This is a genomic window from Pigmentiphaga litoralis, from assembly GCF_014651835.1.
In the GTDB taxonomy this organism is placed as follows: Bacteria; Pseudomonadota; Gammaproteobacteria; order Burkholderiales; family Burkholderiaceae_B; genus Pigmentiphaga; species Pigmentiphaga litoralis.
Window position 1 is genome coordinate 3,197,812 of record NZ_BMXQ01000001.1, and the last position, 20,602, is coordinate 3,218,413.

Consider the following 20,602-nt stretch of genomic DNA (forward strand, 5'->3'; position numbering starts at 1 on the left):
CCCGCCCGCGGGCTCAATCCAGCGTCAGGTTCAACCGCTTGATCACGCCGCCCAACACCTGCGTTTCCTTCTTGATCAACGCGCTCAATTCGGCAGGCGTCGAGCCGACTGGCGTGAAATATTGCGCCGTGAACAGCGTCCTGGCTTCGTCGCTGCGAATGATCTTGACGAGTTCCGTGTTCAGGCGATCCACCAGCGCTTGCGGCGTGCCGGCCGGCACCAGGACGGCGTTCCACGAAATCGCCTCGAAGCCGGGCGAGCCCTGCTCCACCATGGTGGGCAGATCGGGCAGCGTCGGGCTGCGCTGCAAGCTGGTCACGGCCAGCGCCTTGACGCGGCCATCGCGCACCTGCGGCATCGCGATCGCGGGCACCATGAACGCGGCCTGCACCTGGTTGCCCAGCATGGCGGTGATCACCTGAGGAAAGCCCGCGTACGGCACGTGCAGGATGTCCAGGCCCTGGCGGCCCTTGAACAATTCCATGGCCAGATGGGCCGAGCTGCCGGCGCCGACCGACCCGTAATTCAGCTTGCCCGGTTCTTTCTTGACCAGGGCTTCGAGTGCCGACACCGAGTCGACCTTGAGCGCCGGGTCCACCACCAGCACATTGGGGCTGGTGGCAACAAGCGTGACGGGGGCCAGGTCCTTGACCGGGTCATACGGCAGCTTGGTGTACAACGCGGGCGCAGTGACCAGCGGACCGTTGATCGTGTACAGGATGGTGTAGCCATCAGGCTGCGCGTGCGCGACCGCGGCCGTGCCGATGTTGCCGCCGGCGCCCGGCTTGTTGTCGATGACGATGGCCTGGCCCAGCGCCTTGCCGAGCGGCTGCGCGATCATGCGCGCCAGCGTGTCAGGCGACGATCCGGCCGGGAACGGCACGATCATCTTGATCGGCCGGTTGGGCCAGTCCGATTGCGCATAGGCGGCGGGCGCGGCAAAGGCGCCGGCCACGACGGCCGTCAGCGCGGCCAGCATCAGAGTGCGGCGCGGCGCCGACGTCGTACGGGATGTCATGGGGTGTCTCCAGAGATTTTGTTTTTTGACGATGTCCCGGTGCTCAGACCGGCACATCGTGATTCAACCACTTTTCCACTCGCACCGGCTCGGCGTTGACCAGGGTGTCGAGCAGTGACTCGATGTCGGTATCGATAATCATCGAGTCCAGGTGTTCCTTACGCACGAAGCCCTGGGCATGCGCATGGCGCGCGAATTCGATCAGGCCGTCGTAGTAGCCGTTCACATTGAGCAGGCCGACCGGCTTCTGGTGGTAGCCGATCTGCTGCCAGGTCAACACTTCGAACAGCTCGTCCAACGTGCCGAAGCCGCCCGGCAAGGCGACGAACGCGTCCGACAGTTCCACCATCCGCGCCTTGCGCGCATGCATCGTCGGAACCACGAACAAGTCGGTCAGGCCGCGATGGCCCACTTCCTTTTCCCACAGGCGCTCGGGGATGATGCCGGTAACCGTGCCGCCGGCGGCAAGGGTGGCATTGGCCACTTCGCCCATCAGGCCGACGTTGCCGCCGCCATACACCAGCCGCAGATTGCGGCGGGCCAATGCGGTGCCGAAGTCGCGGGCGACCTCGGCATGACGCGGATCGGTCCCGGGACTCGATCCGCAATAGACGCAGATCGCATCCATCTATACAGCTCCTTCGGCACGCGGATCGCGTGCAAGCAAACGGGAAACGGCCAGGGCGGGCGGGACGCGGTCGAACAGCACCGCGCAGACCGCCTCGGTGATCGGCATCTGCAGGCCATGGCGCCGGCCCAGCGCCAGCACGGCCGGCGCACAGCGCGCACCTTCGGCAACCTGCGTCATGTCAGCCAGGATGGCGTCGAGCGAGGCGCCCCGGCCAATTTCGAGCCCGACGCGGCGATTGCGCGACAGGTCGCCGGTGGCGGTCAGGATCAGGTCCCCCAGGCCGGTCAGACCTGAAAAGGTATCGGCCTGCGCGCCAAGCGCCACGCCCAGCCGGGTCATTTCGGCCAGTCCGCGGGTAATCAATGCGGCACGGGCGTTGGCGCCCATGCCCAGGCCATCGCCAATGCCGCAGGCAATGGCCATGATGTTCTTGACGGCGCCGCCCACTTCCACACCCACGACGTCGTCGCTGGCATAGACGCGGATCGCGCCGCCGTGCAGCGCATGCGTGACCTGCTCGCGCAGGTCGGCGCTGCTGCTTGCCACCGTCAGCGCCACCGGCAACCCCTGGGCCACCTCGCGCGCGAACGACGGCCCCGACAGCACGCCGGTCGACACGCCAGGCATGCCGCCCAGCACTTCGGCGGCCACGGCGTGCGGCAAGCGGCCCGTGTCGGCGTCAAAGCCCTTGCAGGTCCAGACGACCGACAGCCTGGCCAGCGGCCGCCGCGCCAGCGCATCGGCCAGCATGCGGCAGGCGCCCGCCATGCCGACCACCGGCACGCCGAGAATGATCAGGGCATCGGTGTCCGCATGGTCGAGGTGGCCAAAAACGGCGTCCAGTTCGCTGGTGTAGGCCAGCGTGTCAGGCAGCGGCACACCCGCCAGGTAGCGGGTGTTTTCGTGCGATGCCGCCAGGCTGGCCGCCATGGCCGGGTCACGCGCCCACAGCAGGGTGGGCTGGTTGCGGGCGCTGGCGGCAGCCAGGGCAGTGCCCCAACTGCCCGCGCCCAGCACGGCCACACGCAGCGGACGGTGCGTACCAGTCATGAGCACCGCTCCGGTCGGGCGATCAGTGCTTGATGTCGCCAGCGCCACCCGGAAGGATGATGCCGCTGTCATTGCCGGCGGCTTCGGCGGCAGCCTGCTGTTCCATCGCGGCGGCAATGCGCTGCTCGTAGATGGACTGGAAGTTGACTTCGGCCAGATGCAGCGGCGCCATCGAGGCACGGCTGATCGCGTCCGCGATGTTCGAACGCAGGTAGGGGTAGACGATGCCCGGGCACACGATGCCCAGTACCGGATCCAGCTGTTCGGCCGGCAGGTTCGCGAGTTCGAAAATGCCGGCCTGCTTGCCTTCGACCAGGTACAGCACCTTGTCGTTGATCTTGGTCGTGACGGTTGCCGTCACGGTCACTTCAAACACCGTTTCGGCCAGGGCGGCGGCGCCGACGTCGATCGACACTTCGACCGCGGGCTGTTCCTGTTCAAGAAAGATCTGCGGCGAATTGGGCAACTCGAGCGACAGGTCTTTCAGGTAGACGCGCTGGATGTTGAAAACAGGAGCGGGAGCTTCTTGGTCTTGGATGTCGGACATGGACGGAATTCGCGATAAACGGGAGCCGGAGGGCAGAATCCGGCCGCAGGCGGCCGGAACGGAAAAAACATCTCAGCCCGGCACGATACACCGGCCGGGCAGGCATATCAGACGCGCCGGGACAAAAACGTCACGCTTCGCCGTTGAGCAGCGGAAGCAGCTTGCCGGCCCGGTCGAGCGCCGCCAGGTCGTCGCTGCCGCCAACGTGTGTGTCGCCAATGTAGATCTGCGGCACGGTGCGGCGGCCAGTGCGCTCGATCATCTCGTCACGCTTGGTCCGGTCGACATCGATGCGGATCTTCTCGATGTTTTCCACACCGCGCTGCGTGAGCAGCATTTCGGCGCGTTGACAGTAGGGGCAATAGCCCGTGGCGTACATCACAACGTTTTGCATGGCGTTATCCTTTGGCGATTGGCAACCCGGCCTGGACCCATCCTGCGATGCCGCCAGCCAGGCTGGTGACTTCGGAAAAGCCTTGCTTACGGAATTTTTCAACTGTCTTTGCAGAGGCCTTTCCGTTCATGCAGACTAGGACCAAGGGTTTGTTCTTGGGAAGAGCAGCAGCTTTCTGCTCAATTTCCGCTTCCGGCACATTGCGTGCCTGCGCAATGCGGCCTTCGGCGAACTCGGCGGGCGGACGGACATCGACGAACACGGCCTGGCGCTGGTTGACCATCTGGGTGGCTTCGACGGGCGTGACGGCCCCGCCCCGCTTGCCGTTGCGCAGGGTCGGCAACAGCAGCATGAGACCGGACACGGCCGCCAGGGCAACCAGAAAGATGTTATCGATTAAGAATTTCACTAGAGGATCCTGAAGAGGAGATCTGATAGAACGCCCCGGACTCGGTATGTCCTGCAAGCGACTCGCCATCACGATGGATGTTGGTATTTGCCGCAGGATTATAAAATGTCGGGGTTGCGTGCCAAATTTCAAGCTTTCGGCGGCGTCCCGGCCCAAATGGATCGGGACGCCGGATTGTATTCAACCTTCACCTTTGCGGCAGCGCCGCCCCTATCCCATGTACAAAATCGTACTGATGCGTCACGGCGAAAGCCAATGGAACCTTGACAACCGGTTCACCGGCTGGACAGACGTCGACCTGACCGAAAAAGGCCGCGATGAAGCGCGCAAGGCAGGCGAACTGCTGCAACGCGAGGGCTACGGCTTCGACATCGCCTTCACATCGGTGCTCAAGCGCGCCATCCGCACGCTGTGGATCGCCCTGGACACGATGGACGCGATGTACCTGCCGGTGGTCAACAGCTGGCGCCTGAACGAGCGTCACTACGGCGCCCTGCAAGGCATGAACAAGTCGGAAACGGCCGCCAAGTACGGCGACGAGCAGGTGCTGATCTGGCGCCGTGCCTACGCCATCGCGCCGAACCCGCTGGACATGGACGACGAGCGCCACCCGCGGTTCGACCCGCGCTACAGCACGCTCAGCGCCGCCGAACTGCCCGCCACCGAATGCCTGAAGGATACGGTGGAGCGCGTCGTGCCCTACTGGAACGAGTCGATCGCCCCCGCCATCAAGTCCGGCAAGCGTGTCCTGATCGCGGCGCATGGCAACAGCCTGCGCGCCCTGATCAAGCACCTGGACAACGTGTCCGACGACGAAATCGTGGGCCTGAACATCCCGACCGCGCAGCCGCTGGTGTACGAGCTCGACGAAAACCTCAAGCCGATCAAGCACTACTACCTCGGCAATGCGGATGAGATCGCAGCCGCCATGGCCGCCGTGGCCGCACAAGGCAAGGCGAAGCCCCAGTGATCCTGCACGCGGCGACGTTTTCGCTGGCTGCGCTGGTCCTGGTGGCCAGCGGCACGTCGGCCGCGGTGGCGGCGCAGTCCGCCACCACGCCCCCGTCCGGGGCACCTTCCGATCCCAAGGTGGTGGCGCGCGAGCGGGAAGCGCTGCGCACCCGCCTGGAAGCCCTCAAGAAAGACATTGCGGAGCAGGAAGAGGCCAAATCCGATGCCGCCGATGCGCTGAAGGAATCGGAACAGACCATTTCCCGCACCAATCGGCGCCTTACCGAGCTTTCCGCCTCGCAGGCCAAGGCCCGCGCGGAACTCGATGCCAAGAATTCGCAGATTGCGACGCAGGAAGCCCTACTGGCCCGGCGCCAGGACAACCTGGGCGACCTGCTGCGCAAGCAATACGCCACCGGCGGGATCACGCCGTGGAGCGCCCTGCTGTCGGGGGACGACCCCCAGCGGCTGGGCCGCAATCTGTCCTATCTGGGCTATGTGTCGCAGGCTCGCGCCGCGGCCGTCGTCGACCTGCGTTCCGAACTGGAACAGCTGAACCAGCTGCGCAACCAGGCCGATAACCGGCGGGCGGAACTCGACACGCTGGCCAAGGAAGAGGGCAAACAGCGCGAAGAATTGCTCAAGCAATCCGCCGAACGCCGCAAGGTCATGGAAACGATCTCGGCGCAGCTCGACAGCCAGCGCAAGGAAGCCACCGCGGTCGCCCGCGACGAGCAGCGCCTGTCGCGCGTGATCGACGATCTGACGCGCATGCTTGCCAGGCAGGCCGAAGAGGCCCGCCAGAAGCGGATCGCCGAGCAGAAACGGCGCGAAGACGAAGCCCGGCGCGTGGCGGCAGCCGCTGCGGCCGAAGCGCGTCGTGCCGAGGCGGCGGCCAAAGCCCAGGCGCAGGCCCAGGCCCGTGCGCGGGCCGAAGCGGCGCGCCAGGGCCGCACCCCGCCGCCCGAGCCGCCTCCGGTGGCCGTGCGCCCCGCTCCCCCGCCGCCACCGCCTGAAACCGCCGTGGCCCGCAATGACGATGTGCCCGATGCATCGCTGTCCGGCCAGTTCGAAAAACTGCGCGGCCGGCTGCGGCTGCCGGTGCGCGGCGACGTGGTCGGGCGCTTCGGCTCGCCGCGTGGCGAGGGTGGCAGCTGGCGCGGGGTGTTCATCCGCGCCGGCGAAGGGACGACGGTGCATGCCGTCGCCCCGGGCAAGGTGGTGTTTGCCGACTGGCTCCGGGGATTCGGCAATCTGGTGATCGTCGACCATGGAAGTCAGTATTTGTCGATTTATGGTAACAACCAGTCCATCCTCAAACATGTCGGCGACAGCATCTCCAGCGGCGATGTGATCGCCAATGTAGGCGCGACCGGGGGGCAGTCGGAATCGGGCCTATACTTTGAGCTCCGGTTCCGCGGCGCCCCGTTCGATCCACTCAAATGGACTGCATTGCGTTAACGCGCAAGAACCGGATAATCCTGTCATCAGCGCGGCGCATCGCCGTATCCATCATTTTCAACCTCCAACCGAACCCGCAGGCCAGTCGGATGTCCAACCGTGGATCATTCCGATCGTAGCCCCGGAGGAATACATGGGCAGCAAAAGTAAAGTTCGCAGTATTGGCCTGGTCAGCGTGGGCGTCGTGGCAGGCGTTCTGGTCAGCGTTGGCCTGACCGCCGTCGCCCAGCGCGACACGCGTGGCCCGCTGCCCCTCGAAGAACTCCGCCAGTTCTCCAGCGTTTTCGCCACGATCAAGAGCAGCTACGTCGAACCTGTCGAGGACAAGAAGCTGATCGACGGCGCGATCGCCGGCATGCTGTCCGACCTGGATCCGCATTCGGCCTATCTGGACGCCGACGCCTATCGCGAAATGCAAAGCACGACGCAGGGTGAATTCGGTGGCCTGGGTATCGAAGTCGGCACCGAAGACGGCTTTGTCAAAGTGATTTCCCCGATTGAAGACACTCCGGCGGCACGCGCCGGCGTGAAGGCGGGCGACCTGATCATCAAGATCGATGACAAGTCCACCAAGGGCCTGCTGCTGAACGACGCCGTCAAGCTGATGCGCGGCAAGCCCAAGACGCCTATCGTGCTGACCCTGGTACGCAAGGGCGCCGACGTCCCGCTGGTCGTCAAGATCGAGCGTGACGTCATCAAGGTGCAGAGCGTTCGCAGCAAGACGCTGGACAACGGCGTGGGCTACGTGCGCGTGTCGCAGTTCCAGGAACAGACTGGCGCGGACCTGATCACGCACCTGGATCGCCTGGGCAAGAACGGCGCCCCCAAGGGCCTCGTGCTCGACCTGCGCAACGATCCGGGCGGCCTGCTCCACAGCGCCATCGGTGTTGCGGGCGCCTTCCTGCCGCCGGGTTCGGTGATCGTGACGACCGACGGCCGCACGCCCGACTCCAAGCGCAAGTACGAATCGGTGCCGGCAGATTACCTGCGCAGCAGCGACGACTACATGAAGCGTCTGCCGACGTGGGCCAAGACCGTGCCGATGGTCGTCCTGGTCAACGCCGGCTCGGCATCGGCTTCGGAGATCGTGGCCGGCGCGTTGCAGGACACGGACCGCGCCAAGGTGCTCGGTACGCAAACCTTCGGCAAGGGCTCGGTGCAGGTGATCCTGCCGATCTCGCGCGAATCGGCCATCAAGCTGACGACGTCGCGCTACTACACCCCCAAGGGTCGTTCGATCCAGGCCAAGGGCATCATCCCGGATCTGGCCGTGACCGAAACGCCCGACGGCGATCTGTTCGAGCGTCCTCGCGAGGCCGACCTGGCCAAGCACCTGATCAATGACAAGGATCCGGAAGAGAAGAAGTCCGCAGTCCTGGACCCTGAAAAGCTGGCCGAACAACGCAAGGCCGCGCTCAAGCCGATCGAGTTCGGTGGCGCCGACGACTTCCAGCTGCAGCAGGCGCTGAACCAGCTGGCCGGCCGTCCGGTGCAGGTGGCCAAGGCCGAAGACGTTGCCAAGGCAGCGGCGCAGCAGGCCGCGTCCAAGGCCAACGAAGAAAAGGGCTCGAAGCCGAACCGTCCGTCCGACGGTGACAAGGCCGACAAGCCTGTGGATGTGATCAAGCCGACTCCCGCGCCGGCGAAGTGAACCCGGCGAAGTGAACGACGACCAGCTATTGCGATATTCGCGCCACGTCCTGCTCGATGAACTCGGGATCGAAGGACAGGCGCGGATTATCGCGTCGCGGGTCCTGATCATCGGCGCAGGCGGTCTGGGATCGCCTGCCGCCTACTACCTGGCTTCGGCCGGGGTCGGCACGCTCGTGCTGGCCGACGACGACACGGTCGATCTGACCAACCTCCAGCGGCAAATTCTTCATACCACCGACCGTATCGGCCAGCCAAAGGCCGACTCGGGCCGGCGCACGCTCAATGCCATCAACCCCGACGTCGAGGTGATCGCGCTGACGGTGCGGCTGGCGGGCGACGCGCTGGCTGCCGAAGTGGCCAAGGCCGATGTGGTGCTGGATTGTTCCGACAACTTTGCGACGCGCCATGCGGTCAACCGCGCCTGCGTGGCGCACGGCACGCCGCTGGTATCGGGCGCGGCCATCCGGTTCGACGGGCAGGTCAGTACCTTTGATCTGCGGGACGCCACTGCGCCTTGCTATCACTGCCTGTTTCCCGATGGCGATGATGTCCAGGAGGAACGCTGCGCCACCATGGGCGTGTTCTCACCCCTGGTGGGCATCGTTGGATCGATGCAGGCGGCCGAAGCGATCAAGCTCATCGCCGGCGTGGGCAAAAGCCTGTCAGGCCGGCTGTTGATGCTGGAAGCGCTCAGCATGGAGTGGCACAGCGTGCGCGTGGCCCGGGATCCGGGCTGCCCGGTCTGCTCAGGCCGCTGACGTTTCCGCGGCGCTACGCGCGCAGCATCAACACCATCTGCGAATCCAGGAATTCGGTCGGGGACTTTTTCCAGCCGGTCTTGGCATACCGTTGCCACCGTCCCAACACAAAATGCAGGATCAGGCTGGCGCGCGCGTGGATGTCGTCGGCCGGCGGCAGTTCGCCTAACGACAAGGCATTGCGCAGGCCTTGCCGCAAGGACGCTTCGATGCGGTCGACGAACTGGTTCATGCGTTCCTGCAAGCGCTCGTCTTCGATCACCAGCGCATCCCCGACCAGCACGCGCGTCAGCCCCTTGTTGCGTTCCGCGAAGGACAGCAAAAGCGAGATGACCTTGCGGCTCTGGGCGATGCCACTGGCTTCGCTGTCGGCAATCTGGTTGATGAGGCCGAAGATGGACGTTTCGATGAAATCGATCAGCCCTTCGAACATCTGGGCCTTGCTGGCGAAGTGGCGGTAGAGCGCCGCTTCGGACACCTGGAGCCGGGCAGCCAGGGCCGCGGTGGTGATGCGCTCGCCTTTGGGGTGCTCGAGCATCTCTGCAAGCATCTGAAGGATCTGGGTCTTTCTTTCGCCTGACTTGATGGCCGCCATAACGCGCTGAATCCGTGTAAAGAAGGAATCTTCGTCGCTGTCCCGGGTGGCCCTCACCCGGGGGCAGGACTACACGCGACGGAGCAGGCGACGCTGTAACAACAAGTGACTGACCGAGTTTACTTGAAGGTCGATGAACATCGGCCGGCCACGGTGGGTCTTGGCGAACGGGGTGTCGGGGTGCCTGACGTAGACCGTGCGCATTCCAACCTGACGCGCGCCCCGAAGGTTGGCGGCAGTGTCTTCGACGAGCACGGCACGGTGGGCGCTGACCCCTTCGTGCGCCAGCACATGACGCATCAGGGCGGGTGACGGCTTGACCTTGAAGTCGCCATGGAAGCGCATGTCTTCGACGGCCCAAAGGCTGTCGAAGCAACGCAGGATACCCAGATGCGAAAGGATTGTCCGTGCGTAATTATGCGGAGCGTTCGTCAGCAGCACCTTGCGGCCCGGCAGCTTGTCCAGGCGATTGCGTAGGTCTTTGTCTGCGCGCACCAAAGGCCGGATATCGAAGTTGTGGCTGCGATGCAGGAACTCCGCCGAGGACACGCCGTGGTGCCGCACCATGCCGATCAGGGTGGCCCCGTAGCGCTGCCAGTACTTCTTGCGCAGCGCGTGGGCTTCCTCTTCGGACACGTTCAATGTTTCGCGAACCGCCGCCGTCATCGACAAATCGATGTGCGAAAAGATGGCGTGCGACGCGTCGTGCAGCGTGTTGTCCAGGTCAAAGAACCAGACCAGTTCCCTGGATCTGCCGGCGGGCAGCACACGGCGGCTGGCGCGCACCCGGCCAAGCGGGCGCTTCACCTGCCGCCGGAAATCGCCCAGGGCGGGCACGCCGGTGGCGCGCGCCGCCGCATCGCTGACGACGAGGTGGTCGGTCATCAGTGCGACCGGATCATCGTGCCAACGCCCTGCGCGGTCAGGATTTCGAGCAGCAGCACGTGTTCGACGCGGCCGTCGACAATGTGCACCGAATTGACGCCGCTCTTGGCGGCTTCAAGCGCCGACGAGATCTTGGGCAGCATGCCGCCCGAGATGGTGCCGTCGGCGAACAGTTCGTCGATCTTGTTGGCCGTCAGGCCGGTCAGCAGGTTGCCATTCTTGTCCAGCACGCCCGGAGTGTTGGTCATCATGACCAGCTTTTCGGCGCGCAGGACTTCGGCGATCTTGCCGGCCACCAGGTCGGCGTTGATGTTGTAGGCCAGGCCGTCTTCACCGAAACCGATGGGCGAGATGACCGGAATGAACTGGTCGTCTTGCAGGGCCTTGACCACCGACGGGTCGATCGATGCGATTTCGCCGACAAAGCCCAGGTCCAGGAAAGCGCCCGGGTTGTTCTTGTCGGGCATGCGCATCTTGTTGGCGCGGATCAGGCCGCCATCCTTGCCGGTCAGTCCGACGGCCTTGCCGCCGAACTCGTTGATCATCATCACGATGTCCTGCTGGACTTCGCCGCCCAGCACCCATTCCACGACTTCCATGGTTTCGGCGTCGGTGACGCGCATGCCCTGGACGAACGTGCCCTGCTTGCCGACGCGCTTCAGGGCGCTGTCGATCTGCGGGCCGCCGCCGTGGACGACGATCGGGTTGATGCCGACCAGTTTGAGCAGCACGACGTCATGCGCGAAGCTGCGCTGCAGGCGCTCTTCGGTCATGGCGTTGCCGCCGTATTTGACGACGATGGTCTTGCCGTGGAAGCGGCGGATATAGGGCAGCGCCTCGGCCAGCACCTCGGCCTTGATGCGCGGCGTCAGCGTTGTAACCAGCGGACCGGCCTTCTCGGCGTACGAGGAATCTGCTTGCGTGAAATCTGTCATGAAGGCGCCTGAAGGAAAGTGTCGAGCGACGAAAAACCCGATTGTAGCCACTGCGGCGTGACACGAATGTACGCAAGGGTGACCTGGGCTTGTCCACACGCCATCCCCAGGCTTGTCCACGCCTTTGTTCACCGGTTTTCCCGCACTGTCCACCGGCTGTCCACCGGTCGTCCACAGCTTGCCCACAGGGTTGTGCACCGGGCCGGGCGGCAGGGCTTGACCTTGACATCATGGTAGGCTTGAAAGTGAAGTCCTTGTCTTCTGGAGTTGTGCCATGGATGCCGCTGCCTTTCACGCCACGCACCGCCTGTCGGTCGGGGGAATGACCTGCGCCTCGTGCGTAGGCCGCGTCGAGCGCACGCTGCGCAAGTTGCCCGGCGTACGCGATGTCTCAGTCAACCTGGCGACCGAACAGGCACACGTCGATGCGCCCGGCGTGCAGGTCGAAGCCCTGACGGCCGCCATCGAAAAGGCCGGCTACGAGGCCCGCGCGCTGGCCGATGACACCGCCCCACCCTCCAGCAAACTGCCCGACGCCTGGCCGGTCGTGGTCGCGGCGGTCCTGACGGCGCCGCTGATCCTGCCCATGGTAGGCATGGTGGCGGGTCGGGACTGGATGCTGCCAGGCTGGCTGCAATGGCTGCTGGCCACCCCGGTGCAGTTCTGGCTGGGCGCGCGCTTCTACCGCGCGGGGGCCAAGGCAGCGCTGGCCGGCACCGGCAACATGGACCTGCTGGTTGCGTTGGGGACCTCGGCGGCGTATGGACTGTCGGTGTGGCAACTGCTGCAGCATGGCGGCGACCACATGCCCCATCTGTACTTTGAGGCGTCGGCCGCGGTCATCACCCTGGTGCTGCTGGGCAAGTGGCTGGAAACCCGGGCGCGCCGGCAAACCACCGAGGCGCTGCGGGCGCTGCAGGCCTTGCGGCCGGATACCGCCTGGGTGCGGCGTGCGCAGGGCGAGGGCAAAGCCGAGGGCGAGATCGAGATTCCCATCGGCCAGGTGCGGGTGGGTGACCTGGTGCTGGTCAAGCCCGGCGCGCGGATTCCGGTCGATGGCGAGGTCGAAGAAGGCCGCAGCTATGCCGATGAATCCATGCTGACGGGCGAAAGCCGGCCGGTGGAAAAGACCGTGGCCGACCGGGTGACCGGAGGATCGATCAATGGCGATGGCCTGCTGGCGGTGCGCACGCGCGCCATCGGCAGCCAGACCACACTGGCGCGCATCGTGCGGCTGGTGGAAGACGCGCAGGCCACCAAGGCGCCGCTGCAGCGGCTGGCTGATCGCGTCAGCGCCATCTTCGTCCCCATCGTGCTGCTGATCGCGCTGGTAACCCTGCTGGGGTGGGGGCTGACCACGCACGACTGGCCGCAGGCGCTGCTCAATGCCGTGGCCGTGCTGGTAATTGCCTGCCCCTGCGCGCTTGGACTGGCCACGCCGGCCGCCATCATGGCGGGGACGGGGGTGGCTGCCCGTCACGGCATCCTGATCAAGGACGGTCAGGCGCTGGAAACCGCGCACCGGGTCGATTGCGTGACCTTCGACAAGACCGGGACCTTGACGGCCGGGCATCCGACGCTGACGGTGATCAAGTCGGTCGGGGGGACCGCGTCGGATGCCGCCGTGCTGCGGCTGGCGGCCGCCCTGCAACGCGGCAGCGAGCATCCGCTGGCAAAGGCGGTGCTGGATGCACAAAAGGCGCAAGGCGGCGACGTGCCCGCCAGCAACCAGACGCAGGCCTTGCCGGGCAAGGGCCTGCGCGGCGACGTGGAAGGTCGCAGCGTATGGCTGGGCAGCGGGGCCTTGATGCGGGAACTGGGCGTGTCGACCGACGCGTTGGCGCTGGCGGCGCGAGAGGCCGAAGCGGCAGGCCACACGGTGTCGTGGCTGGCTGCCGGCGGAGCGGAGCCGGCTGCGCCCGCCCTCCTCGGCCTGCTCGCCTTTGGTGACACGATCCGCCCCGAATCGGCGGCGGCGGTGGCGGAATTGCACCGCCTGGGCGTGCAGGTGGTGCTGCTGACCGGCGACAACGCCGGCAGCGCCGCGGCAGTGGCCGATGCGCTCAACATCGATCATGTGGAAAGCCAGATGCTGCCGGCCGACAAGGTTGCCGCCGTGGCGCGCTTGCGCACCGAAGGACGGCGGGTCGCGATGGTCGGCGATGGCATCAACGACGCGCCTGCCCTGGCGACCGCGGATGTCGGCATCGCGATGGCAAGCGGGTCCGACGTGGCCATGCAGACGGCGGGCATCACCTTGATGCGCAACGACCCCGGGCTGGTTGCGGACGCGATCGAGATCTCGCGCCGCACGACGCGCAAGATCCATCAGAACCTGTTCTGGGCCTTTGCGTACAACGTCGTCGGCATCCCGCTGGCCGCGATGGGATGGCTGAACCCGGTCCTGGCCGGCACGGCCATGGCGCTGAGCAGTGTGTGCGTGGTCAGCAATGCCGTGCTGCTGCGGCGCTGGTCCCCCGCACCGCGCCGCGCGCCGGCACCGGCCCCGGCTGCATCGCGGGTCGTCACCACCGCACTGGCCAAAGAGGTCTGACATGAGCGCGCTCAATATCGGCGATGCGTCAAAAGCGTCGGGCGTATCGGCCAAGATGATCCGTCACTACGAGTCCATCGGCCTGATCCCCGCGGCACGCCGCACCGACGCCGGCTACCGGCTGTATCAGGACGACGACATCCACACGCTGCAGTTCATTCGCAACGCGCGGGACCTGGGTTTTTCGATTGCGCAGATCGACACGCTGCTGCAGTTGTGGAAGGACCGGGGCCGGCCCAGTGCGGATGTGAAGGCGCTCGCGATGGGCCACGTCCGGGAACTGGACGACAAGATCCGCGCCTTGCAGGCCATGCGCGACACCCTGGAAAACCTCGCGTCGCACTGCCATGGCGACCATCGGCCAGACTGCCCGATTCTTGCCGGCCTGGAGGGACGCGCGGAGGCGGGTTGACGGCGCCATTGACAGGCGCGGCCACGCATCAGGATCGAGCCCGCCCCGATCGCCCACCGCGTGCATTTACACCTCGTCATACCCACGCCGGTGCGGCGCGCGCTGGCCTGATAGCATGTGCATTGCACCATCGTCTCAAGGAGACCGCATGAAACGAACGTTGACCGTTATTGCCGCAGCCGCCGCGCTGCTGGCCACCAGCCTGGTCATGGCCGCCTCGGCCACCACCAGCGGCGAAGTGCGTCGCATCGATGCCGCCGCGGGCAAGATCACCATCAAGCATGGCGCCATTTCCAACCTGGATCTGCCCGCCATGACGCTCGTCTTTCACGTGGCCGACCCCGCCATGCTGCAGAACGTGAAGCCGGGCGACAAGGTCCGCTTTGCCGCCGACAAGATCAACGGCCAATACACGATTACGGCGCTGGAGCGCTGATCGTTTTTACCCCTGGTGCAGCGCTACAACGTCTTGCTGCAGACGTGAGGAAGGACGCGGGGCTGTTCTACACTGCCCGCATCCAGACCACCCTTACGAAAGCAAAGAGACACCGTGCCGCAAGTCAAGAAACAGGGGATGCGGGAAGCGATCGTGGAAGCTGCCTTCCACCTCTTCTCGCAACAAGGCTATACCGCCACGACCATGGCGGAGATCGCCGGGGCAGCCAACATGACCGTGGCCAACCTGTATGTGTATTTCGATTCCAAGCTGCTGATCCTGTACGAGATCTACTGCCCCTGGCTGGGCGGACAGCTGGATACGCTGCGGCAGTCCGTGCGCCGGTCGCGCTCGCCGCGCAGCAAGCTCAAGCGTATCTTCATGGGGATCTGGGACGACATTCCGAAGGCGGAACCGTCGTTCGCGAACGCGCTGATCGAGGCATTGGCCTCGGCGCCGCGGAACACAGGCAAGCCCGCCGATCTGCTCGCCGCCGTCGAAACCTTCCTGACCGAGATGATCCTGGAAAGCCTGCCGCCCAAACGTCAGGCACTGGCCAGGAACGGCATCCTGGCGCATGTCATCTGGATGGCGTTTGACGGATTCGTGATCAATCAGAGAAGCGGCGACGCACGGAACATTTCCGCGGTCGCCGATCTGATGACGGACCTGCTGCTGGGCGAGACGTCCGCCCGATGAGCCGGCGGACGGGCCTTCAGGCTTGAAGGCCTGCCCCCCTGAAGGCCGGCAGCCTTACAACACGTAGCGCGCCAGGTCCTGCTGCGCCACGGCTTCCTGCAGGCGTTCGACCACGTACGGCGCGTCGATGCGGATGACGTCGCCGGACTTCTTGGTGGCGTCGAACGACAGGTCTTCCAGCAGCTTTTCCATCACCGTGTACAGGCGGCGCGCCCCGATGTTCTCGGTCTTTTCATTGACCGCGAACGCCAGCTCGGCCAGCTTTTCGATGCCGTCGGGCGTAAATTCAAGGGTGACTTCTTCAGTGCCCAGCAGCGCCGTGTACTGCTTGATCAGCGACGCATCGGTATCCGACAGGATGTGCACGAAGTCCTGCGCCGACAGCGAATCGAGCTCGACCCGGATCGGGAAGCGCCCCTGCAGTTCCGGGATCAGGTCCGACGGCCGCGACAGGTGGAATGCACCCGACGCAATGAACAGAATGTGGTCGGTGTTGATCATGCCGTACTTGGTCTTGACCGACGTACCTTCCACCAGCGGCAGCAGATCGCGTTGCACGCCCTGGCGGGACACATCGGACCCGCTGGTTTCCTGGCGCGTGGCGATCTTGTCGATCTCGTCCAGGAACACGATGCCGTTCTGCTCCACCGCGGCGATCGCCTTGGTGCGCAGTTCTTCTTCGTTCACACGCTTGCCGGCCTCTTCTTCCACCAGCAGCTTGAAGGCTTCCTTCACGCGCATCTTTCGCGGCTTTTTCTTGTCCTGCGCCATGCCGGCGAACATGCCACGGATCTGCTCGGTCATGTCTTCCATGCCGGGCGGCGACATGATTTCCATCTGCGGCGCGGTCTGCGCGACGTTGATCTCGATTTCGAGGTCGTCGATTTGGCCTTCACGCAGGCGCTTGCGAAAGGTCTGGCGCGCGGCATTGTCTTCGCGGATCGGATTGCCCGATGCATCGCGCGGCGGCGTCACCAGCACGTCCAGGATGCGGTCTTCGGCAGCGTCTTCGGCCTGCGTCCGCACGCCGCGCATTTCGTTTTCACGCACCAGCTTCACGGCCACTTCGGCCAAGTCGCGAATGATGGTTTCGACGTCGCGGCCCACGTAACCCACTTCGGTGAACTTGGTCGCTTCGACCTTTACGAACGGCGCGTCGGCCAGCTTGGCCAGGCGGCGGGCGATCTCGGTCTTGCCGACACCCGTCGGTCCGATCATCAGAATGTTCTTGGGGTGGATCTCATGACGCAGGGGCTCGGGCACCTGCTGGCGGCGCCAGCGGTTGCGCAGCGCGACGGCGACCGAGCGCTTGGCCTTGTTCTGGCCAACGATGAACTTGTCGAGTTCGGAAACGATTTCACTAGGGGTCATGTTCATCCCAACACCTCGATCGTGTGGTGTTGATTGGTGTAGATGCACAGGTCGCCGGCAATGGTCAGCGCCTTCTTGACGATCTCTTCGGGCGGCAAGTCGGTGTTCTGCTGCAGGGCCAGTGCGGCCGAATGCGCATACGAGCCGCCGGATCCGATCGCGGCCAGCCCGTGTTCGGGCTCGAGCACGTCGCCGTTGCCGGTCAAGACCAGCGTGGTCGTCGCGTCGGCCACGATCAGCATGGCTTCAAGCTTGCGCAGCACCCGGTCCGTGCGCCAGTCGCGCGTCAGTTCGACGGCGGCGCGCAGCAAGTGACCCTGGTGCTTTTCCAGCTTGGCCTCGAACCGTTCGATCAGGGTGAAGGCGTCGGCGGTCGCGCCCGCGAAGCCTGCCAGGACCGAATCCTTGTACAGGCGGCGGACCTTGCGGGCCGTGCCCTTCATGACGATGTTGCCGAGGGTGACCTGTCCGTCGCCGCCGATGGCGACGCGGCTGCCACGACGAACGCTGACGATCGTCGTGCCGTGAAATTGTTCGATGTCTTTTTCCATGTCAGGACAGATGGGGACAGCCCGCGGACCAGGCAAGACCCCGGAACGAAAAATGGACGAAAAAAATCCTCGCGTCGTTGACCGGCCTGATGCACGGGACCGTTTGCAGGCGCCCTTATGCCGTTTTAGAGAAGAACGCGACGTCAGGAAGGCCCTTGAAATGGGCATCGCACGTCAGCAGTTCCGCACGCTGATGCGTGCAGTCGCGTAGACAATGGCATCGGCGGTCGCCAACTTGTGGTCGCGATGCAGCTCCGCAGCCAACAGGGCGATGGAGGTGTCCAAGGGGATCACGACGCACTTTTGCGTGTAGGCAATGACTTGGTCAGCCTGGTCTTCGCCCAGCTCACGATTCAGCCACTTCGAGAGCTCCAGCTGCACGATAGTCGGCACGATGCACTGCGGCTTGTCCGGGAACTGCTTCCCCAGCTTTTTTCCCAGCGGGCTGCCTGTCAACCACTCGATCCAGGCAGAGGTATCGACCACCCGCCACGCGGTCGCCATCAGTAGCGGTCCTTGCGGTCGCGGACGTCGTCAGTTCGCGCGCCCTTGGCAATGCCTGACAGCTGGTCGAACGTGGGGACAGGCATGACGAGCACCCCCGCGCCCTTGGGAATGAACACCAGCTCCTGCCCTGCTTCCCAATGCTGCTCTTCGCGCACGGCCTTGGGAATCGAGATCTGGAACTTGCTGGACAACGTCGCGGTAGCTGCCACTTCATACCTCTTAAGCACCGATCGCAATATGGTAAGAATAATCCTGCTTCATTACGTTAGCAGTTTTGCTTTGCGCACACACCGGTTCGGCAGGATAAAAAAATCCCCGCGTCGTTGACCGGCCCGATACACGGGCGGGCCTGACGCAGGGATTCATGGACAGCGTGATACGCCGCCGGCGTGGGCCGGCGGAAATGCGGACTCAGTCGCCGTACAGCTTCTGGCGAAGCTCACGGCGCTGCTGCGCTTCGAGCGAGAGCGTGGCGGTCGGACGGGCCAGAAGGCGCGGCACACCGATCGGCTCGCCGGTCTCTTCGCACCAGCCGTAGTCGCCACCGTCGATGCGCTGCAGCGCCTGCTGCACTTTCTTGAGCAGCTTGCGTTCACGATCGCGGGTGCGCAGTTCCAGCGCATGTTCTTCCTCGATCGTGGCGCGATCGGCGGGATCGGGCACGAAGGGGGTTTCGCGCAGATGCTCGGTGGTTTCACCGGCGTTCTGGAGCAGTTCGCGTTCGATTTCCTGCAGACGGGCCCTGAAGAAGGCGAGCTGCACGTCGTTCATGTACTCGGCTTCTGGCATGGCCAACAGCGCTTGTTCCGAGATCACGGCCGTGGCCGGTTTGGTAATCACGCTTTCCAACGCGTCCTCCTGAGTGACTTCTTGGGTTTTTGGTGCCGCTTTCGTTACCATCGCATGCCCCGCGCTTCGAGTGCCAATATGGCGTTGAGCGGGCTCAAGCAGCCAGACACTGCTCCAGCCCGTGCATGAAGACGTCCTTCGGCAGGTTACGGCCGATGAACACCATTTTGCTGGAGCGCTTTTCGTTCGGACCCCAGGCCCGACCGACATCTGCGCCCATCAGCATGTGCACGCCCTGGAACAGCATGCGACGGTTGACGCCGTCCATATACAGAATTCCCTTGTACCGCAATAAATCCGTTCCGTACACCTGCACAATGCCCCCCAGAAACTCCTCCAAACGCATGGAGTCGAAAGGCTTATCCGACTTGAAAACGAAGGCGCCGATGGCGTCGTCGTGATGGTGATGATGTGCGTGGCCATGCCCGTGATCGTGGGTCGGATCGGTGCACGTCGCGGCGTCGTGATCGTCGTGCGCGTGCTCGTGTCCGTGGTCATGCCCATGATCGTGGTCGTGCCCATGATCGTGGTCGTGAGATTCTTTGGCGTCGGGGTGGGTTTCGGCCAGGAACTCGGGGTCGATATCAAGGATGGCATTCAAATTGAAGCCATTGATATCGATGATTTCCTTGAGGTCGACCTCACCAAAATTTACAGGCGTGATCGTTGCGCGTGGGTTGATACGCAACAGTCGCGAGCGCAGCGCCTGGTACTCGGCATCGGCCACCAGATCGATCTTCGACACCAGCACGCGGTCGGCAAAGCCGACCTGGCTCAGGGCTTCGGGCTGTTCATCCAGCGTCGTCATGCCGTGCTTGGCATCGACCACCGTGATCACGGCGTCGAGCTTGAAGTACGACGACACGTCGTCGTCCATGAAAAAGGTCTGGCACACCGGGCCGGGGTTGGCCATGCCGGTGGTCTCGATGATCACACGCTCGAAATTGAGCTTGCCGGCGTAGCGCTTGGCCTTCAGTTCGAGCAGGATGCGCACCAGATCGCCACGCACCGTGCAGCAGATGCAGCCGTTGTTCATCTCGACGATTTCTTCGTCGTTGTGCTGGATCAGCAGATCGTTGTCGATCCCTTCCGGTCCGAACTCGTTTTCAATGACGGCGACGCGGCGGCCATGGAATTCGGTCAGGATGCGATTGAGCAGCGTGGTCTTGCCCGCACCCAGGAAGCCGGTCAGGATGGTGACCGGAATCTGTGCGGTAGTGCTTTTCTTGGCGGACGACATGAATTAGAGCTCCTTGCGCAATGCGTCTTTACTGCGTCGACGTGTGGATGGGGCGGCGGCCTGCACGGCCTGCTTGCCGCAGGCGGGGCACAAACCTCGCACGACCATCTCCACGTCGCGCCCTTCGAATCCGGCGGGCAGGCGCTGCAATGTCTGCTCGATGCCCACCGGGGCGTCGATACAAAACATGCGCCGGCATGTATCGCACTGGAAATGACCGTGCTGGGCATGGGTATGCGCCTCGCCGTCATGACCGTCGTGCGTCGGGTGATCGTGGTCGGACTGGTGCAGCGCGCTGAAGCGCCAGACCCGGTCTTCACCGGCAATCCGGTGCGCCAGGCCCGATTGCACCAGCCATTCCAGTACGCGATAGACCGTGACCCGATCGACGGACACTGCCTTGCCGATCCGGTCGAACACTTCCTGATGCGTGAGGGCGCTGACTGCGTCCAACAGGGTCGCCAGCACCCGCACCCGGGTCGCAGTCACCCGCGCGCCCTGAGTGCGAATCGCTTCGCGAGCTTGTTCCTCCACGCATTCCTCCTGTGAGCGGCGGGTAATGAGGGCGCCGGATTACAGCACATGCTGCAATCAACCCGCAAACCCGAACTTACCCACCCTGATACCGCGAAAAAAGCAGCGGACGGTGTAACACGAATCGCCGTCAACAGGCGCTACATGTATGTCCAAACACTC

Annotated in this window: 24 protein-coding genes; 8 read left to right on the top strand and 16 right to left on the bottom strand. The window is 64.5% G+C overall.

The window, feature by feature from the left end:
- Positions 1–13: 13 nt before the first annotated feature.
- The 6 genes from IE116_RS14510 to IE116_RS14535 form a co-directional block, all read right to left on the bottom strand.
- Positions 14–1,018: a Bug family tripartite tricarboxylate transporter substrate binding protein gene (locus tag IE116_RS14510; RefSeq protein ID WP_373303000.1), complete on the bottom strand. Its 1,005-nt coding sequence runs from the start codon at positions 1,016–1,018 to the stop codon at positions 14–16.
- A 43-nt stretch (positions 1,019–1,061) separates the two neighbouring features.
- Positions 1,062–1,646 carry an LOG family protein gene (locus IE116_RS14515; RefSeq protein WP_189613500.1) on the bottom strand — a complete coding sequence of 195 codons (585 nt, stop codon included), beginning with the start codon at positions 1,644–1,646 and terminating at the stop codon, positions 1,062–1,064.
- Complete coding sequence (locus IE116_RS14520; RefSeq protein WP_189613501.1) at positions 1,647–2,699, bottom strand: NAD(P)H-dependent glycerol-3-phosphate dehydrogenase; 1,053 nt, start codon at positions 2,697–2,699, stop codon at positions 1,647–1,649. It lies immediately after the preceding gene.
- Positions 2,700–2,721: 22 nt separating this feature from the next.
- Positions 2,722–3,246 (bottom strand): protein-export chaperone SecB, encoded by a 525-nt coding sequence (secB, locus tag IE116_RS14525; RefSeq protein ID WP_179583794.1) that lies wholly within the window; start codon positions 3,244–3,246, stop codon positions 2,722–2,724.
- Between the two features lie 130 nt (positions 3,247–3,376).
- A complete protein-coding gene (gene grxC / locus IE116_RS14530; protein WP_189613503.1) occupies positions 3,377–3,640 on the bottom strand; it encodes a glutaredoxin 3 in 264 nt (87 codons plus the stop codon).
- Positions 3,641–3,644: 4 nt separating this feature from the next.
- Complete coding sequence (locus IE116_RS14535; RefSeq protein ID WP_229828180.1) at positions 3,645–4,106, bottom strand: rhodanese-like domain-containing protein; 462 nt, start codon at positions 4,104–4,106, stop codon at positions 3,645–3,647.
- Positions 4,107–4,266: 160 nt separating this feature from the next.
- Here IE116_RS14535 and gpmA point away from each other — a divergent pair, with 160 nt between their 5' ends.
- The 4 genes from gpmA (at position 4,267) to IE116_RS14555 (ending at position 8,872) form a co-directional block, all read left to right on the top strand.
- On the top strand, positions 4,267–5,019 hold the full coding sequence (gpmA, locus tag IE116_RS14540; protein ID WP_189613505.1) for a 2,3-diphosphoglycerate-dependent phosphoglycerate mutase: 753 nt from the start codon (positions 4,267–4,269) through the stop codon (positions 5,017–5,019).
- A complete protein-coding gene (locus tag IE116_RS14545) occupies positions 5,016–6,461 on the top strand; it encodes a murein hydrolase activator EnvC family protein (RefSeq protein ID WP_229828181.1) in 1,446 nt (481 codons plus the stop codon). Before gpmA ends, IE116_RS14545 begins: the two co-directional genes overlap by 4 nt.
- Positions 6,462–6,594: 133 nt before the next feature.
- Positions 6,595–8,112, top strand: a complete 1,518-nt coding sequence (locus tag IE116_RS14550) for a S41 family peptidase (protein ID WP_189613507.1) — start codon at positions 6,595–6,597, stop codon at positions 8,110–8,112.
- A gap of 10 nt (positions 8,113–8,122) precedes the next feature.
- Positions 8,123–8,872 (top strand): HesA/MoeB/ThiF family protein, encoded by a 750-nt coding sequence (locus IE116_RS14555; protein WP_189613509.1) that lies wholly within the window; start codon positions 8,123–8,125, stop codon positions 8,870–8,872.
- A gap of 13 nt (positions 8,873–8,885) precedes the next feature.
- Here IE116_RS14555 and slmA read toward each other — a convergent pair whose 3' ends face one another.
- The 3 genes from slmA to argB form a co-directional block, all read right to left on the bottom strand.
- On the bottom strand, positions 8,886–9,467 hold the full coding sequence (gene slmA, locus IE116_RS14560; protein ID WP_189613511.1) for a nucleoid occlusion factor SlmA: 582 nt from the start codon (positions 9,465–9,467) through the stop codon (positions 8,886–8,888).
- Between the two features lie 69 nt (positions 9,468–9,536).
- A complete protein-coding gene (locus tag IE116_RS14565) occupies positions 9,537–10,352 on the bottom strand; it encodes a pyrimidine 5'-nucleotidase (RefSeq protein WP_189613513.1) in 816 nt (271 codons plus the stop codon).
- Entirely contained in the window at positions 10,352–11,287 is a 936-nt protein-coding gene (gene argB, locus IE116_RS14570) for an acetylglutamate kinase (protein ID WP_179583787.1), read from the bottom strand. The genes IE116_RS14565 and argB overlap by 1 nt, the downstream gene beginning before the upstream one ends.
- Positions 11,288–11,561: 274 nt before the next feature.
- On the opposite strand from argB, the gene IE116_RS14575 reads away from it, so the two are divergent.
- The 4 genes from IE116_RS14575 to IE116_RS14590 all read left to right on the top strand — a co-directional run bounded on the left by IE116_RS14575 (position 11,562) and on the right by IE116_RS14590 (position 15,388).
- On the top strand, positions 11,562–13,841 hold the full coding sequence (locus IE116_RS14575) for a heavy metal translocating P-type ATPase (RefSeq protein WP_189613515.1): 2,280 nt from the start codon (positions 11,562–11,564) through the stop codon (positions 13,839–13,841).
- A 1-nt stretch (position 13,842) separates the two neighbouring features.
- Positions 13,843–14,253, top strand: coding sequence for a Cu(I)-responsive transcriptional regulator (cueR, locus tag IE116_RS14580; protein ID WP_189613518.1), 411 nt, complete (start codon positions 13,843–13,845; stop codon positions 14,251–14,253).
- Positions 14,254–14,401: 148 nt separating this feature from the next.
- Entirely contained in the window at positions 14,402–14,689 is a 288-nt protein-coding gene (locus IE116_RS14585; RefSeq protein ID WP_189613519.1) for a copper-binding protein, read from the top strand.
- A gap of 114 nt (positions 14,690–14,803) precedes the next feature.
- Positions 14,804–15,388 carry a TetR/AcrR family transcriptional regulator gene (locus tag IE116_RS14590; protein WP_189613521.1) on the top strand — a complete coding sequence of 195 codons (585 nt, stop codon included), beginning with the start codon at positions 14,804–14,806 and terminating at the stop codon, positions 15,386–15,388.
- 54 nt (positions 15,389–15,442) lie between these two features.
- Here the strand turns inward: IE116_RS14590 and hslU are convergent, their stop codons facing one another.
- The 7 genes from hslU to IE116_RS14625 all read right to left on the bottom strand — a co-directional run bounded on the left by hslU (position 15,443) and on the right by IE116_RS14625 (position 20,440).
- Positions 15,443–16,759: an ATP-dependent protease ATPase subunit HslU gene (gene hslU, locus IE116_RS14595; RefSeq protein WP_189614662.1), complete on the bottom strand. Its 1,317-nt coding sequence runs from the start codon at positions 16,757–16,759 to the stop codon at positions 15,443–15,445.
- 2 nt (positions 16,760–16,761) lie between these two features.
- Complete coding sequence (gene hslV / locus IE116_RS14600) at positions 16,762–17,298, bottom strand: ATP-dependent protease subunit HslV (protein WP_189614663.1); 537 nt, start codon at positions 17,296–17,298, stop codon at positions 16,762–16,764.
- 186 nt (positions 17,299–17,484) lie between these two features.
- Entirely contained in the window at positions 17,485–17,814 is a 330-nt protein-coding gene (locus IE116_RS14605) for a type II toxin-antitoxin system VapC family toxin (RefSeq protein ID WP_229828182.1), read from the bottom strand.
- The gene (locus IE116_RS14610; RefSeq protein WP_189613523.1) at positions 17,814–18,026 is read right to left on the bottom strand and encodes an AbrB/MazE/SpoVT family DNA-binding domain-containing protein; all 213 of its coding nucleotides are present in this window, start codon (positions 18,024–18,026) and stop codon (positions 17,814–17,816) included. Before IE116_RS14610 ends, IE116_RS14605 begins: the two co-directional genes overlap by 1 nt.
- 202 nt (positions 18,027–18,228) lie before the next feature.
- A complete protein-coding gene (dksA, locus tag IE116_RS14615; RefSeq protein WP_229828472.1) occupies positions 18,229–18,606 on the bottom strand; it encodes an RNA polymerase-binding protein DksA in 378 nt (125 codons plus the stop codon).
- 154 nt (positions 18,607–18,760) lie between these two features.
- A complete protein-coding gene (locus IE116_RS14620) occupies positions 18,761–19,906 on the bottom strand; it encodes a CobW family GTP-binding protein (protein ID WP_189613528.1) in 1,146 nt (381 codons plus the stop codon).
- Positions 19,907–19,909: 3 nt separating this feature from the next.
- Positions 19,910–20,440, bottom strand: a complete 531-nt coding sequence (locus tag IE116_RS14625; protein ID WP_189613529.1) for a Fur family transcriptional regulator — start codon at positions 20,438–20,440, stop codon at positions 19,910–19,912.
- Positions 20,441–20,602: the final 162 nt, after the last annotated feature.

What these genes read in the sequence shown, in the direction of transcription:
- IE116_RS14565 (WP_189613513.1), bottom strand. Translation starts at nt 10,352, where the DNA reads ATGACCGACCACCTCGTCGTCAGCGATGCGGCGGCGCGCGCCACCGGC.
- IE116_RS14550 (WP_189613507.1), top strand. Translation starts at nt 6,595, where the DNA reads ATGGGCAGCAAAAGTAAAGTTCGCAGTATTGGCCTGGTCAGCGTGGGC.
- gpmA (WP_189613505.1), top strand. Translation starts at nt 4,267, where the DNA reads ATGTACAAAATCGTACTGATGCGTCACGGCGAAAGCCAATGGAACCTT.
- dksA (WP_229828472.1), bottom strand. Translation starts at nt 18,606, where the DNA reads ATGCCAGAAGCCGAGTACATGAACGACGTGCAGCTCGCCTTCTTCAGG.
- IE116_RS14575 (WP_189613515.1), top strand. Translation starts at nt 11,562, where the DNA reads ATGGATGCCGCTGCCTTTCACGCCACGCACCGCCTGTCGGTCGGGGGA.
- IE116_RS14510 (WP_373303000.1), bottom strand. Translation starts at nt 1,018, where the DNA reads ATGACATCCCGTACGACGTCGGCGCCGCGCCGCACTCTGATGCTGGCC.
- grxC (WP_189613503.1), bottom strand. Translation starts at nt 3,640, where the DNA reads ATGCAAAACGTTGTGATGTACGCCACGGGCTATTGCCCCTACTGTCAA.
- IE116_RS14620 (WP_189613528.1), bottom strand. Translation starts at nt 19,906, where the DNA reads ATGTCGTCCGCCAAGAAAAGCACTACCGCACAGATTCCGGTCACCATC.
- slmA (WP_189613511.1), bottom strand. Translation starts at nt 9,467, where the DNA reads ATGGCGGCCATCAAGTCAGGCGAAAGAAAGACCCAGATCCTTCAGATG.
- IE116_RS14515 (WP_189613500.1), bottom strand. Translation starts at nt 1,646, where the DNA reads ATGGATGCGATCTGCGTCTATTGCGGATCGAGTCCCGGGACCGATCCG.
- secB (WP_179583794.1), bottom strand. Translation starts at nt 3,246, where the DNA reads ATGTCCGACATCCAAGACCAAGAAGCTCCCGCTCCTGTTTTCAACATC.
- IE116_RS14520 (WP_189613501.1), bottom strand. Translation starts at nt 2,699, where the DNA reads ATGACTGGTACGCACCGTCCGCTGCGTGTGGCCGTGCTGGGCGCGGGC.
- IE116_RS14605 (WP_229828182.1), bottom strand. Translation starts at nt 17,814, where the DNA reads ATGGCGACCGCGTGGCGGGTGGTCGATACCTCTGCCTGGATCGAGTGG.
- argB (WP_179583787.1), bottom strand. Translation starts at nt 11,287, where the DNA reads ATGACAGATTTCACGCAAGCAGATTCCTCGTACGCCGAGAAGGCCGGT.
- hslU (WP_189614662.1), bottom strand. Translation starts at nt 16,759, where the DNA reads ATGACCCCTAGTGAAATCGTTTCCGAACTCGACAAGTTCATCGTTGGC.
- cueR (WP_189613518.1), top strand. Translation starts at nt 13,843, where the DNA reads ATGAGCGCGCTCAATATCGGCGATGCGTCAAAAGCGTCGGGCGTATCG.
- IE116_RS14585 (WP_189613519.1), top strand. Translation starts at nt 14,402, where the DNA reads ATGAAACGAACGTTGACCGTTATTGCCGCAGCCGCCGCGCTGCTGGCC.